The 13,212-nt window shown below is 73.0% G+C and carries 12 protein-coding genes; 8 read left to right on the top strand and 4 right to left on the bottom strand.

Features of this window, described 5'->3' with window-relative positions; genetic code table 11:
- Positions 1-227: 227 nt before the first annotated feature.
- Positions 228-1,577 carry a chitinase gene (locus AC0B61_RS02230; RefSeq protein ID WP_471738683.1) on the bottom strand — a complete coding sequence of 450 codons (1,350 nt, stop codon included), beginning with the start codon at positions 1,575-1,577 and terminating at the stop codon, positions 228-230.
- 638 nt (positions 1,578-2,215) lie between these two features.
- On the opposite strand from AC0B61_RS02230, the gene AC0B61_RS02225 reads away from it, so the two are divergent.
- Positions 2,216-2,449 (top strand): hypothetical protein, encoded by a 234-nt coding sequence (locus AC0B61_RS02225; protein ID WP_471738682.1) that lies wholly within the window; start codon positions 2,216-2,218, stop codon positions 2,447-2,449.
- A gap of 285 nt (positions 2,450-2,734) precedes the next feature.
- Here the strand turns inward: AC0B61_RS02225 and AC0B61_RS02220 are convergent, their stop codons facing one another.
- Entirely contained in the window at positions 2,735-3,649 is a 915-nt protein-coding gene (locus AC0B61_RS02220; protein ID WP_471738681.1) for a LysR family transcriptional regulator substrate-binding protein, read from the bottom strand.
- A 153-nt stretch (positions 3,650-3,802) separates the two neighbouring features.
- On the opposite strand from AC0B61_RS02220, the gene AC0B61_RS02215 reads away from it, so the two are divergent.
- From AC0B61_RS02215 to AC0B61_RS02190, 6 genes are all read left to right on the top strand, one after another.
- Positions 3,803-4,819 (top strand): DMT family transporter, encoded by a 1,017-nt coding sequence (locus tag AC0B61_RS02215; protein ID WP_471738680.1) that lies wholly within the window; start codon positions 3,803-3,805, stop codon positions 4,817-4,819.
- A gap of 83 nt (positions 4,820-4,902) precedes the next feature.
- A complete protein-coding gene (locus AC0B61_RS02210) occupies positions 4,903-5,964 on the top strand; it encodes a GNAT family N-acetyltransferase (RefSeq protein WP_471738679.1) in 1,062 nt (353 codons plus the stop codon).
- On the top strand, positions 5,957-6,745 hold the full coding sequence (locus AC0B61_RS02205) for an aminotransferase class IV (RefSeq protein ID WP_471738678.1): 789 nt from the start codon (positions 5,957-5,959) through the stop codon (positions 6,743-6,745). Before AC0B61_RS02210 ends, AC0B61_RS02205 begins: the two co-directional genes overlap by 8 nt.
- 413 nt (positions 6,746-7,158) lie before the next feature.
- Positions 7,159-7,632: a hypothetical protein gene (locus AC0B61_RS02200; RefSeq protein ID WP_471738677.1), complete on the top strand. Its 474-nt coding sequence runs from the start codon at positions 7,159-7,161 to the stop codon at positions 7,630-7,632.
- The gene (locus AC0B61_RS02195) at positions 7,629-9,206 is read left to right on the top strand and encodes a multicopper oxidase family protein (RefSeq protein WP_471738676.1); all 1,578 of its coding nucleotides are present in this window, start codon (positions 7,629-7,631) and stop codon (positions 9,204-9,206) included. Before AC0B61_RS02200 ends, AC0B61_RS02195 begins: the two co-directional genes overlap by 4 nt.
- A gap of 228 nt (positions 9,207-9,434) precedes the next feature.
- The gene (locus AC0B61_RS02190; RefSeq protein ID WP_471738675.1) at positions 9,435-10,793 is read left to right on the top strand and encodes a DUF2252 domain-containing protein; all 1,359 of its coding nucleotides are present in this window, start codon (positions 9,435-9,437) and stop codon (positions 10,791-10,793) included.
- Between the two features lie 89 nt (positions 10,794-10,882).
- On the opposite strand, the gene AC0B61_RS02185 is transcribed toward AC0B61_RS02190, so the two are convergent.
- Entirely contained in the window at positions 10,883-11,821 is a 939-nt protein-coding gene (locus tag AC0B61_RS02185) for an LLM class flavin-dependent oxidoreductase (protein ID WP_471738674.1), read from the bottom strand.
- A gap of 86 nt (positions 11,822-11,907) precedes the next feature.
- Here AC0B61_RS02185 and AC0B61_RS02180 point away from each other — a divergent pair, with 86 nt between their 5' ends.
- A complete protein-coding gene (locus AC0B61_RS02180; RefSeq protein WP_471738673.1) occupies positions 11,908-12,663 on the top strand; it encodes a helix-turn-helix domain-containing protein in 756 nt (251 codons plus the stop codon).
- Here AC0B61_RS02180 and AC0B61_RS02175 read toward each other — a convergent pair.
- Positions 12,642-13,133: a hypothetical protein gene (locus AC0B61_RS02175; RefSeq protein WP_471738672.1), complete on the bottom strand. Its 492-nt coding sequence runs from the start codon at positions 13,131-13,133 to the stop codon at positions 12,642-12,644. The two genes, AC0B61_RS02180 and AC0B61_RS02175, sit on opposite strands and share 22 nt — an antisense overlap.
- Between the last annotated feature and the right edge of the window lie 79 nt (positions 13,134-13,212).

Genomic DNA, 13,212 nt, shown 5'->3' with positions numbered 1-13,212 from the left:
TCCCGCAGGTACCGGGACGAACCGGATGAGGGCGCCGCCCGCCAGACGGGCGGCGCCCTGCTGTCCTGCCAGTGGGGTTCCTGCCGTTGCACCACCGAGTGTCGGTCCGGGCGTTGATCCCGACGATCCGGCAGGCTTCCCTACTGCTCAGGCCCTGGTTCCTTGCACCCCGGGGCCGTCATGCGCGGGTTGGTGTGGGCCGGTGCGCGGGTTCGTGCGTGGTCCCGTCAGCAGGGGCCGTCGTCGGCCCAGACGCCCCACTGGCCGCTGGCGCTCGGTACCTCGTTGAGCGTCCACCACTTGGCGTGGTAGTTGTGCCCGTTGTACGAGACCTTGGCGCCACCGTTGTACGTGGTGCTCGCGCTCCACGCCGGGGCCGTGCAGGTGCCCGGGGTGCCCGGTGTGGTCGGCGGTGTGGTCGGGGGAGTCGTCGGCGGCGTGGTGGGCGGGGTGGTGGGCGGGGTCGCGCCGGCGAACTTCACCGTGTACTTGGTGAAGTCCCAGTCGTTCTGCGTCACGCTGGAACAGGAGCCGGACAGCCCCGGATCCACCGGTCCCGGGCACTGCCGGTCCCGGTTGACGGACCAGTAGGTGTACCGGGCCAGGCCGTGCGCCGTGGCGAAGTCCAGCACGGTCTGGAAGTCGGCCTGACGGAAGTACTCGGCGGCGTCGGTGCGGCCGTTCATCATCGACACGCCCTCGTGGGCGTACGCGGTGGCCTCGTTCCAGCCGAAGGTCGTCTGCAGGAGCTGGTTGAACTTCACCAGCGCGTCGGTCTGCGCCGCCGCGCCGTTGAAGCCGCCGTCGAACGGCATGATCGAGTAGTTGTTCGGCGTGAAGCCCTGCGACTTGGCCTCGTTGAGCATCTGGGTGCCGAACCAGCCGGTGCCCGCGTTGGTGCCGGCGGTGGTGATCGAGATGTACAGGCCGGGGTTGTTCTGCTGGAGGATCTTCGCGGCGCCGATCTCGTTGTGGATGGCCGCGGTGTTCTCGTACTCCGGCTCCTCCAGGTCGAAGTCGATCGCCTTGAGCTGGTACTTGGTGATCACCTTCTGGTACCCGGCGGCGGTCGCCTCGGGCGTGCCGCAGACCTGACCCAGCTTGGTGCCGCCGTACCCGCCGACCGACACCGAGACGTCGCCGCCCTTGCCGCGGATGGTCTGGATGACGTTCGGCATGGTGGTGTCGGTGTCGATCGAGGAGGTTCCGCCCCAGGCGGGGGAGCAACTGTTGCCCTGGGCCAGGATGAACGCCAGTTGGAAGGCCTTCTGGCCGGTGGCGTCCATGACGGCGGCGGCGTCCGGCGGGCTGTTGTCCTCGGGCATCAGGTACGGCGCGGAGGCGTACCAGTTGCTGCCCAGGCCGGTGGCGACGGCGGTGGTGGCGGTGGTGGTGTCCGCGGAGGCGGAACCGGTGCCGGCCAGGGCGGCGACGCCTCCGGCGACCAGGCCGAGCACGGCGACCACGGAGAGGGCGGCCCGGCGGGAGCGACGCCGGTGTTTCGGCGCGCCGTGCGGACTGGCGGGGTGTTCCGGCTGGTCCGGGTTGGCAGGGTGTGGGGGGAAAGCGCGTTCCATCGGAGACCTTCCAGGAAACGGCGGTGGGGGAAGCGCCCGTACGCGCCGGAGGTGGGGGTGGCGCGGCGGCAGGCCGAACGGCCCGGGGGCGTTGGGTGGTTGCCGCAGGCTCCCACTGGTATAGACCTGTCACGCAGGGCGGGTCAAGACCCGGCGGAGGGGAACGGTGAACCCAGCGGAACGGATCCCCCCGTTCCGATTTCCCTTGTGTTGACGGCTTTCGAACGTGGTCTGGGCAAGCCCTCGAACGGTCAGTCGGCTCTTCGGCCCGCGAGATCTCGTGAGTAACTGCACGGCCTCTCCAATCCGCCTTCCCTAGCGGAAGAACGCAAGGGTTCAGGCGATTCTCAACCTGGTCGACCGTGTGGTTTCCGGCGGGCGCGACGCGAATGTCGCGGAGGCGTTTAGGTCACGGAGTGCTGCTCCTGGACCTGTGCCGCCGCGCCGTCCTGCGTCACCCACGCGACCGCTGGCGGATCCAATCTGCTGTTTACGCTCGAGCTCGCAAGGAAAGTCAATTCGCATGGCTCCTGGCATGGTTCGCCAACATCCTTCGGAAATATTCGGACGGGAGTTTCGGTACCCGACAACGGCTTCCGGACGGCGCCCCGACGCCGGAATTCCGGGCGGCCACCGCATTGGACGGCGAGGTCGCCCGGGCGGACCCGGCTGGGGCCTCGGCGGTGGTCGGCTCCTTCTCCGGGCCCTGCGGGCCGCGCCTGGAACAGGTGCCCGACGTCGTCAAGGCGGTCACCGGCTACCCGGGCGGGCGCGAGCGGGTCCTCGCGGTCATCAAGGGGGTCGTGGTCTCGGGGTCGAACATGCGCCCGACGGCGGCCTGGCGGGGCGCAAGCCCGACCGACTGCTGGTGAAGCGGCTGTCGGCGCTGCCGGGGGATCAGATCCCCCGGCCGGTCCGCCCGGTGGTGGAGGGCGCTACGGTGCCGCGCGGGCACGTGGTGCTGCTGGGCCAAGCCGGAGTTCAGCGCGGGCTCCCGGCTGCGAGGTTGAGCCTCCTCTTCCGCGGGCTGGTCCATGCGGTCCCGCCGGCTCGCCCTGGACGGCCCGTCGCCGAGCCGCCCGCGGCAGATCAGCCGTCGCGGGCCGGATCGACGGGGGAGTTCCACCGGTCCTCCCGCCGGTGCCCAATGAGTCCGCTCAACCCGGCGACACCGCCAACGCCGCGGCCTTGGCCCTGCTCTTCGCCATTACCCCCACCCCCGCCAGCAGCCCACTGACCGCCGGGGACCACGGCCGACTGGCGGGCCCCGTCAGCGTCAGCGTCCGGTGGACGGCGGGCCGGATCGGGACCAGCACGCAGTCGGCCGGGAGCATGGTCAGCGCCAGCGCCGGCATCACGGAGACCCCGACGCCCGCGTGCACCATGCCGATCAGGGTGTTGAGGTCGCGGATCCGGTGCCGGGGCGCGAACCGGGTGCCGGCCCGCCGGTACACCTCGCGGATGTGGCGCTCGCAGCCGCCCTCGGAGAGTAGGAAGTCATCGTCCTCCAGCTCGGTGACGTGGATGCTCTCCTGACCGGCGAGCGGGTGGTCGCGGTGCAGTAGCGCGTGCATCGAGTCCGCGCCGAGGGAGACCGCCCCGGGCTGCAGAGGTCCCGCGTCCACCAGGACGGCGGCGTCCACCGTGCCGGCCTCCAGCCAGGTGCCCAGCTCGGCGTCGTCGCCCTCGAAGACGCGGACGGTGACCTCCGGGTAGGCGGCCTTCCAGTCCCGCAGCAGTCCGGGCAGCAGCGCCTGGCAGACGGTGGTCGGCGCGGCCAGCCGGATGGTGCCGGTCAGTCCGCCGGTGTGTTGGGTGGCGATGGTGCGCACGGCGGCGGCGGAGGCGACGGCCGTACGGGCGTGCGGCAGGACCTGTTCGCCCAGCGGGGTGGGCCGACACGGGGTGCCGCGCATCAGGACGGGTGCGCCGAGGGCCTTCTCCAGTGCGCCGACGGCGTGCGAGACCGCGGACTGGCTGATGCCCAGATCATCGGCGGCCGCGCCGAAGCCGCCGGCGTCGGCGACCGCGACCAGTGCCCTGAGCTGCGCCAGGTTGACCTCCGTGGTCATCGGACGTCCTGGGCCGTGCGACCTCGGGTCATGAGACTTCCTCATCCAGCTGGGAGTGCCACTTGTTGGACTCATGGTCGGACGTCGGGTCACGCTCTGTCCAGACGGAGGAAACAGCGGAGGAATGCGGGGGCGGTTGCGGTGCGGATCTGGTTGCCGGGTTTTGTGGCACTGTCGGCGATCTGGGGTGCGAGCTTCGCCCTGATCAAGGTGGCGGTCGACGCGGGGGTGCCTCCGGTCTGGGTGGCGCTGTGGCGGTGCCTGCTGGGTGCGGCCACGCTGGGCGCGGTCCTGGTGGTGCGCGGTGAGCGGATTCCGCGCGACCGGGCCCTGTGGGGACACTCGGCGGTGGTCGCGGTGCTGCTCAACACGGTGCCGTTCATCCTGCTGCCGTTCGGCGAGACCAGGGTCAGCTCGGTACTCGCCGGGGTGATGAACGCGACCACGCCGCTGTTCACCCTGCTGTTCGCGGTGCTCACCGTCCCCGACGAGCGCCGCCCTGGTGCCCGCCGGCTCACCGGCCTCGCCCTGGGCTTCGTCGGCGTGCTCACGGTGCTGGGTATCTGGCGCGGCATCGGCTCCGGCGAGGCCGCCGGGGGGCTCCTCTTCCTGGCCGCCGCCTGCTGCTACGGGGCGGGCTTCGCCTACCTGCGGCGCTTCCTGGCCGGCCGGCCGGAGTCCGTCACCGTCCTCTCCGTGCTGCAGATCGGCTGCGCCGCCGCCGAGCTGGCCGTCATCGCGCCGCTCGCCGCGGGCGCCCCGCACTGGCCCGGAGCCGGCCCGGCCGCCGCCCTGCTGGTGTTCGGTGCCGTCGGTACCGGTCTGGCGTACCTGCTCAACCTCGACCTGGTCCGGACCGCCGGCACCACGGTGGCCTCCGCCGTCACCTACGTGATGCCGCTCTGGTCCACCGGGATCGGGGCGCTGTTCCTCGCGGAGCCGGTCGGCTGGAACGCCCTGGCCGGCGGCGCGATGGTGATCGCGGCCGTGGCGCTGACCCGGCCCCGCCCCCGGTCCGCGCCCAGCGCGGCGGACCAGGCCCCGAAGGCGCGTCAACCTGTCGGCCACGGCGCGCGCCGCCCCGACGACGGCACGTACGAAGATGCCACGCATAGGGATCTCCCTCCCCGAACGGATCCTCCCGGGACAAGCCGGTGGGAACCGGTCTGATCGGACAGGCGAATTCGTACCCGACCTGACGTTCGGTGTCCACTGAATTACGGATTGTCCGTGGGCGCCGCTATGGTGGCCGTGTGGTGAGGTCGTGGGATGCGGCGGTGGAACGGGCGCAGGACCGGCTGGCGGTGGGGCCGAGGCTGCGGGTGGCGGACGAGGGGGGCGGCGGTGACGAACGGCGTTTCGTCCTCTGGGACTTGGCCTCCATCGTGGAGGGTGAGCTGGGCGAACTGGTGGACCCGGACGGGTTGGCGCCCGAGGCCGAGCGCGCCTGGCGCGAGCGGCTGGGGGAGAGCGGCCGGGAGTGGCCGGGCGGGGAACTGTACCGCCGCCGCTACTGGATCCGGGACCACGACGGGGCGGTCGCGGGCACCGTCGCGGTGGACAACTGGACCAAGGGCCCGAGCCAACTCGCCGTCTCCTCGCTCTACGTGAGCCCGGCCGCGCGCGGGCGCGGGCTGGCCGCCGCCGCGCTGGACGCGGTCTACCAGGCGGCCACGGCCGAGGGCCTGCCCGGCTTCCGGCTGGAAGCGCACTGGGCCTGGCGGCCGGCCGTCCGCTACTACCTGCGCCGCGGGCTGTGGGTGGTCGGCTGGAAGCGTTCGCTCTCGTTTGCGCGGATGCCCCAACTCCCCTCCTATCAGGTGCGTGAGGAGGACGGCCGACTCCTCCTGCTGGTCGCCGACCGGCTGCGCGGCTGGGTGCCGATACTGGCGGCCGGCCGCGAGGGCCATCGACTGCGGCTGGACGAGACGGCCGACTACCGGGGCGCCGACGGCTGGGTGCACGAGTACGCGCGCTCCACGCTGGCCCTGCACCTGGCGCTGGCGGGCTTCCCGCTGGTGCGTGGCCCGCAGTGGTGGGCGGAGGCGTGGCGCTGGGCGGACGCGGGGGAGCCGGAGGGACTGGCCTATCGGATCGAGGAGTTCGAGCGGACGGCCCGGACCGCCCGGACCGCCCGGACGGCGGAGCGCGGCACGGCCGCCGCGCACCCCCCGGTGCCGCCGCCCGGGTCGCCGCCTTCGCTGCAGAACCCCCGGCCGGCCATCGGGCAGGCCCCCGCGCCGGCCCAGGCGCGAGGGCAGGGGGCGAGGACCTCGGTGCCGTCCCCGCAGCTGGCAGACTCGGAGAATGGCTGAGATCGAGATCGACGGCGCCCCGGCCGACGCGGCGCGGCTGGCCGCGCTGGGGCTGCTCAACTACGGGCACTTCACCACCTTCCGCGCCGAGGCGGGCCGGGTCCGCGGCCTGACGCTGCACCTGGACCGGCTGGTCCGGGACTGCCGGATGCTGTTCGCCGCCGAGCTGGACCGGACGGAGGTGCGGGAGCGGATCCGCGCGGTGCTGCCCGCCGACGGTGCGCCGGTGATCGTCCGCGTCACCGTCTACGCCCCGGCGCTCGGCCTGGAACGCCCCGCAGCCCCGGCCGCGCCCGTCCTGCTGGTCACCACCCGCCCGGCCCCGGCCGTCGAGCCCGCCCCGCTGCGGGTCCGCACCGTGGCGTACCGGCGGGAGCTGCCGGAGGTGAAGCACGTCGGCCTGTTCGGACTGGTCCACCACCGCCGACAAGCCCAACTCGCGGGCTGGGACGACGTGCTGCTGGTGGACACCGAGGGTCGGGTGACCGAGGGCGCGACCTGGAACGTCGGCTTCCTGGACGGCGACCAGTTGGTCTGGCCGGAGGGCCCGCGTCTGCCCGGCGTCACCGAGGCCCTGCTGTCCGGGGCGTACCAGGGCCCGCAGTCCCGCGAACCACTGCCCGCCGCCGGGCTCGACCGCTTCACCGCCGCCTTCGCCGTCAACGCGGGCGTCGGCGTCCGGCCGGTCGCGGCCGTCGACGGCACCGCCCTCGACCCCGCCCACCCGGTACTCGCCGAGCTGCGCGCCAGCTACCTGGGGATCGCCGCAGAAGCGGTGTAGGGACAACCCGTCCCAGGCCTGCCGGTGACCTCGATCGGGAGGTGGGCGGTGGGCGGTGAGAGGAACTCACGGGGCGGTCTCATGAGTTGGGCTCATCCGTGGGTCCATGAGCGGGGCTCATGGCCCCTCTCATGAGGTGCTCTCATGCATGAGCGCACCTCATGACAAGAACCGGGACAGAACCTCCCGAGAATCCCCGGTGAGAAGCCCATGAGCCGCACGGGAGAGAAGCTCATGAGGGACGCCCTTGAAGACCGCTCAAGGGTATCCCTCGTCCGGGTGACAGAGTCGGGCCCAGCAGGCGCAATGGGGTAACGAGCCGACCCAAAGGACTTGATTGCAACCGGTCGTGATGTCGGATCAGCTACGCTCTCGCCCGCCCGACCGACCGCCGAAGCAGAGAGTAGCCCGACATGAGCAGTCCCCCTGCCGCCCCTGCGCCCCGATGGCCGCTGATCCTGCTGCGTGCCACCGCCACCGCGCTCGCCCTGCTGGCCCTGCTCCAGGTCATGCTGGCCGGTAGTTTCCTCAACGGCACCTACGACTCCCTGAAGGACCACGAGGGCAACGCGATGACGCTGGCCACCGTGGTGGTGGTCCAGCTCGCGGTGGCCGTCGCGGTCCGGCGCCCCGGCCGGGGCCCGCTCTGGCCGCTGTGGACCACCGTCCTGCTCACCGTCGCGGTCATCGGCCAGATCACCGCCGGCTACGCCCGGTCGCTAGGCGTCCACGTCACCCTCGGCGTGCTGCTGGTCAGCGGCATCCTGTTCGGCCTGGTCGGCGCCTGGCGGCTGCCGCTGCCCGCCCGCTCGGCGAAGTACGAGGCGGGTCCGGAAGGCAGCGGTCGGCTTCCGCGCCCCGGCGGGCCGGTGGAGGTGTCCAAGTGAACCGACGCCGGTTCCTGGGCATCGGGGCCTCCGTCCTCGGTGCGGGCGCGCTGGTCGCCGCCGCCGTCCCCTCGGCCGCCCGACTGTTCGCCCAGGGTCGCCCCGGCCGCCTGCTGGCCAGCGAACTCGACCTGCCCGAGGCCTTCCGGGTGCCGCTGCCGGTGCCACCCGTGCTGCAGCCCGTGCGCACCGACGGGGCCACCGACTACTACGAGATCACCCAGCAGGTCGCCAAGCTGGAGATCCTGCCAGGGGTGAAGACCGAAGCCTGGACGTACGGCGGCAGCTTCCCGGGGCCGACCGTGGTCACCCGCGCCGGGCGGACGGCCGTGGTCAAGCACCGCAACGAGCTGCCGGTGCCCTCCGTGACCCACCTGCACGGCGGGCACACCCCGGCGGACAGCGACGGCTACCCCGTGGACCTGCTGCTGCCGGTGGGGTCGTCGGCGGACGCCGCCCAAAGCACGGCCGGGATGCAGGGAATGCCCGGGATGCGTCACGCGGCCGGCCGCGACGTCGTCGGCGAGCGCAGCTACACCTATCCGGGCAAGCAGCGCGCCGCCACCCTCTGGTACCACGACCACCGGATGGGCTTCACCGGCCCCGGTGTCTGGCGCGGACTGGCCGGCTTCCACCTCGTCCACGACGACGAGGAGGACGCCCTGCCGCTGCCGCGCGGCGAGCGCGACCTGCCGCTGATGATCGCCGACCGTTCCTTCGCCGCCGACGGCTCCTTCCGCTACCCCGCCGCCGACCCTTCGCTCGCCCGGCCCGGCGTCACCGACGACTACACCAACGGCGTGCTCGGCGACGTCATCCTGGTCAACGGCGCCCCCTGGCCCCGGCTGGACGTCGACCGCGCCCGCTACCGGCTGCGCCTGCTCAACGCCTCCAACGCCCGCCTCTACCGGCTCGAACTCGACCCGCAGCCCCCCGGTGGCGATGCCCTGGTGCAGATCGGCTCCGACGGCGGACTGCTCACCGCCCCGGTCACCCACGACGGGATCGAGATCGCCCCCGCGGAACGGTTCGACATCGTGGTCGACTTCTCCCGCTACGAGCCCGGCACCCAGGTGCGCCTGGTCGACCGCTTCGGCAGCGGCCGGACGTCGGAGGTGATGCGCTTCGACGTCTCCTCCAAGCAGGTGCAGGACGACACGTCGGTGCCCGACAAGCTGGCCACCGTCGAGGGGCTGGACCCGTCCGCCGCGGTCGCCACCCGCGACTTCACGTTCCGCCGCAGCCGCGGCGACGGCTGGACCATCAACGGCGACCCGTACCAGCCCGGCCAGAGCATCGCCACGCCCGCCCTCGGGGCCGTCGAGCGCTGGCGCTTCTCGACCGACCTGCACCACCCCGTACACGTCCACCTGGACCACTTCCAGGTGATCAGCCGCAACGGCGCGACGCCGGGCCCGTACGACGCGGGCTGGAAGGACACCGTGGACCTGCGCCCGTCCGAGGCGGTGGAAGTGCTGGTGCGCTTCACCGACTACACGGGGACGTTCATGCTGCACTGCCACAACCTGGAGCACGAGGACATGGCGATGATGGCGGACTTCACGGTGCAGTGACGCCGGTGGTCGCGGGTGGTCGTCGGTGTTCCCGGTGATTCCCGGTGGCTTACCGGTGCCTCCTGTTCCCGGTGTTCCCGGTGGTTCCGGGGGTTCATCCGAAAGGCCGAGTGCCGGGGGGTGCGCGCTGCGCCCTCCGGCACTCGTGTCCTAGCGTCGCGGGGAGGGGTACCCGTCGCCTCCTGGCGTCGTGGGGAGGGGTACCCGGCCGAGGGACGGAGCCGCCGCATGACCACCCCCGCCGAACGCCGCCGACGCGGCCGCGCCGCTCGGGACCGCGTCTCCCGCTCCGACCACGGCCGGTGGATCCCCGCCGCCGACCGGCCCGACCCGCTCGGCGTGCTGGAGCGGCAGGGCGAGGAGCGGGTCGCCCGACTGCTGCCGATCCGCTACGGACGGATGGCCGACAGCCCGTTCGCCTACCTGCGCGGCGCCGCCGCCGTGATGGCCGCCGACCTCGGCGCCGCCCCCGACACCGGCCTCACCGTCCAACTCTGCGGTGACGCCCACCTATTGAACTTCGGCGTGTACGCCTCGCCGGAACGCGCGCTGCTCTTCGACGTCAACGACTTCGACGAGACCTACCCGGGCCCGTTCGAGTGGGACGTCAAGCGCCTCGCCGCCAGCGTCGCCGTCGCCGCCCGCGGCAACGGCCAGGACGAGCAGCACGTGCGCCGCGCCGCCCGGGCATCCGTCCGGGGATACGCCGCCGCGATGCGCCGACTGGCGGGAATGGGCGAACTCGACGTCTGGTACACCCGGGTGGACACTGCGGACCTGCTGCCGCTGCTGCGCACGCCCCGGCGGCGCGAGCGCGCCGAGGCCGAGCTCTCGCGGGCCCGGCGCCGCACCAGCCTGCAGGCCTTCGGCAAGCTCACCGAGGAACGGGACGGGCGGCGGCGGATCATCAGCGCGCCGCCGCTGATCGAGCCGGTCAAGCCGTCCGAACTGCGAGGCCTCGGCAAGGTGTTCAGCGACTACCGGGCCACGCTGGCCGAGGACCGCCGGGTGCTGCTCGATCGCTACCGCTTCGTCGACGCCTCGACCAAGGTGGTCGGGGTCGGCAGCGTCGGCACCCGCTGCTACATCGTCCTGCTGGAGGGCCGGGGCCCCGGCGATCCGCTCTTCCTGCAGCTCAAGGAGGCCGGACGGTCGGTACTGGAGGACCACCTGCCGCCCGTCCGGGTGGACGCCGAGGTCGCCGCCCACCACGGCGGCCGCCGGGTGGTCACCGGCCAGCACCTCATGCAGGCCGCCGGCGACATCTTCCTCGGCTGGACCACCGGCCCCGCCGGGCGCCACTTCTACGGCCGCCAGTTGCGCGACATGAAGGGCTCGGCGGAGGTCGGCGCCATGAAGCCCGCCGGCCTGCGCGCCTACGCCGACCTCTGCGGCCGCACCCTCGCCCGCGCCCACGCCCGCACCGGTGACCGCCTCGCCATCACCGGCTACCTCGGCAGCGCGGACACCTTCGCCGAGGCGGTCGCGGAGTTCGCGGTCCGGTACGCGGATCGGACGGCGGCGGATCACGCGGAGCTGGTGGCGGCGGTCGCGGACGGGCGGGTGGTGGCGACCCGGGGCGTGTGAGGGCTCGCCGGACCGCGCCGGGCCGGGCCGCGACGCGCGGTGGAGGGCCGGGCGGGCAGGCCGCCTGGCAGCAGTTGCCGACGGGACGGTCACACCGTACTCGGGCGCATGAGGGCCGCGAGGCGTTCCAACTGCTCCATCTGGCCGGTCAGTTCCAGTGCGCCCAGGCGGGCGACGAGATGGCGGGCGCCGGCGGCGGTGTAGCGGGCGAGCTTGGCGGAGACCTCCTCCGGCGTGCCGAGGGCGAAGGCCTGGATCTGCTCCGTCTCGGCCAGCGGGAGCCCGTAGTTGGAGCGGGTGTAGGCGTCCATGGCGCGGCGGGCGGCCTCGGCGTCGCGATCGATCCTGACGTTGACGAAGAGGGCCGGGGTGATGGTCTCCGGTGCGCGTCCCGCCTGCCGTGCCGCCGTCCGGACGGCGCCGAGCCCGGTGCCGTAGTCGGCAGGGTCGGGCGGGTAGGGCAGCCAGCCGTCGTAGTGGCGGCCGGTGCGGGCGAGGGCCGTCGGGGTCGCGCCGCCGAGCCAGACCGGTGGGCCTCCGATACGGAACGGCGCGGTGGCGATCGGAAGTTCGGCGAAGGAGTGGAACTCGCCGCGGAACTCCGTCGCCCCGGCCCAGAGCGCCCGCCACAGGGCGACCGTCTCGTCCAGCCGGGCGAAGCGGCGCTCCCACGGCACCTGGGAGAGTTCGTGCAGCGGACGGCCGAAGCGTCCCGGGAAGCCGGCACCGACCGCGACCGTCAGCCGGCCGCCCGAGAGTTGGTCGACCGAGGCCAGCGTCTGCGCGGTCTGCACCGGGCGGCGCAGCACCGGCAGCAGGGCGCCGGTGCCGAGCCGGATGCGCTCGGTCACCGGGGCGACGGCTGCCAGCATGGTGAGAGGCTCGATCCGGGGGCTCAGCAGGGAGTCGTTGACGAAGAGCGAGGAGAAGCCCGACTGCTCCGCTTGGCGGGCGAATCCGATCAGGTCGCGGGGGCCGCCGGCCGCCCACTGGTCCTGGCCGGTGGGGAGGAAAACACCGATGTCCATGGCGTCGATGCTGGTCGCTGCGGTGCATGGGCTCAATTCCCCCGGGGGAATGGCGGACCGCGGGCCGTCCGCGGTTGGCTGGTCGCGTGGACTTCCCTCAAGCGCTGCGTGAGCGCCGTACCAGCCGCCGACTCAGCCAGCTCGACCTCGCCCTCCTGGCGGGCACGACCCAACGGCACGTGAGCTTCATCGAGTCAGGCCGATCCGCGCCGGGCCGGGGCATGGTCGTCCGGCTCGCCGAGTCGCTGGACCTGCCGCTACGGGAACGCAACGCGCTGCTCCTGGCGGCCGGTTACGCGCCCGTCTACCCGGAGACGCCGCTGGACGGCCCGTCGCTGGCGCCGGTGCGGGAGGCGATCGACCACATCCTGGCGGGCCACCTCCCGTACCCGGCACTGGTGGTGGACCGCCGGGGCGACGTCGTGGCCGCCAATGCGGCACTGGGCGTGGTCACCGAGGGCGCCGACCCGAGGCTCGTCGGCCCCGGCACCAACGCCTACCGGCTCGCACTGCACCCCGACGGCCTCGCCCCGCGCATCGTCAACTTCGCCGCCTGGGCACGCCACATTGTCGAGCGCACCCGCCACCTCGGCGAGCTCCACCAGGAGTTGAGCTCCTACGTACCCGAAACCGAGGTCGCCGAGCAGCACTTGGGCTTCGCCGTCCCGCTGGAGCTGCGCACCTCACTCGGCGAACTGCGCCTGATGACGACGGTCACCACCTTCGCCACCGCCGTGGACGTCACGCTCGCCGAGCTGAAACTGGAGGCCTTCCTGCCGGCGGACGCGGCGCCCGCGCAGGCGCTGCAACGAGGCGCCGCTCAGAGCCCGGGGAACTGGTAGTCGACGGCGATCCGGCCGCCGGCGTCCAGGACGACGAACTCCGCTCCGCCGCCGACCGGTTCGCCACCGTCAGTGGGCACCATCTCCCAGGTGAAGCGGACGACGTCGCGCAGCCGCAGCGCGTCCGGCCGGGCCCGGAAGGTGAACTCCCCGGGTGCCACGAACTCCTCGTAGGCGCGGGTGACGCGGAACTCCAACTCCTCGTACCCGCGCGCCTCGAGGACGGGCTCCGCAAAGCCGACCCGGGCGGCCGCCTCGCGGACCTCGACGGGTGGATGGAGCAGGTGCAGGCCGCCCTCGGCCCACAGTGCCTCGATCGCCCTCCGGCGTGCGACCGGGTCGGACTCGGTCCACAACGCGGCGTAGCGGGCGGCGAGTTGCTGGGCGTTGGTGGCGGGTTTGGCGTTCGTGTCGGTAGTCGGTTCGGTGGTCACAACGGCAGTCGGGTCGGTGGTCGTGTCGGTGGTCATGGCGGGCTCCTCTGCGGGTCCAGTCGGTGGCGGTGCGACCCATCCTGGGAGCAGTGCCGTGAGCGGACAATTCCCGTCG

Source organism: Kitasatospora sp. NPDC023385 (assembly GCF_055664045.1).
Note: the sequence above shows the minus strand (reverse complement) of the source record. Positions and strands in the feature narration are given on the sequence as shown.

Bases quoted from the DNA above. Each gene is read 5' to 3' on its own strand.
- AC0B61_RS02230 (WP_471738683.1), bottom strand. From the start codon at position 1,577: ATGGAACGCGCTTTCCCCCCACACCCTGCCAACCCGGACCAGCCGGAA.
- AC0B61_RS02220 (WP_471738681.1), bottom strand. From the start codon at position 3,649: ATGACCACGGAGGTCAACCTGGCGCAGCTCAGGGCACTGGTCGCGGTC.
- AC0B61_RS02205 (WP_471738678.1), top strand. From the start codon at position 5,957: ATGGCTGAGATCGAGATCGACGGCGCCCCGGCCGACGCGGCGCGGCTG.
- AC0B61_RS02200 (WP_471738677.1), top strand. From the start codon at position 7,159: ATGAGCAGTCCCCCTGCCGCCCCTGCGCCCCGATGGCCGCTGATCCTG.
- AC0B61_RS02190 (WP_471738675.1), top strand. From the start codon at position 9,435: ATGACCACCCCCGCCGAACGCCGCCGACGCGGCCGCGCCGCTCGGGAC.
- AC0B61_RS02185 (WP_471738674.1), bottom strand. From the start codon at position 11,821: ATGGACATCGGTGTTTTCCTCCCCACCGGCCAGGACCAGTGGGCGGCC.
- AC0B61_RS02175 (WP_471738672.1), bottom strand. From the start codon at position 13,133: ATGACCACCGACACGACCACCGACCCGACTGCCGTTGTGACCACCGAA.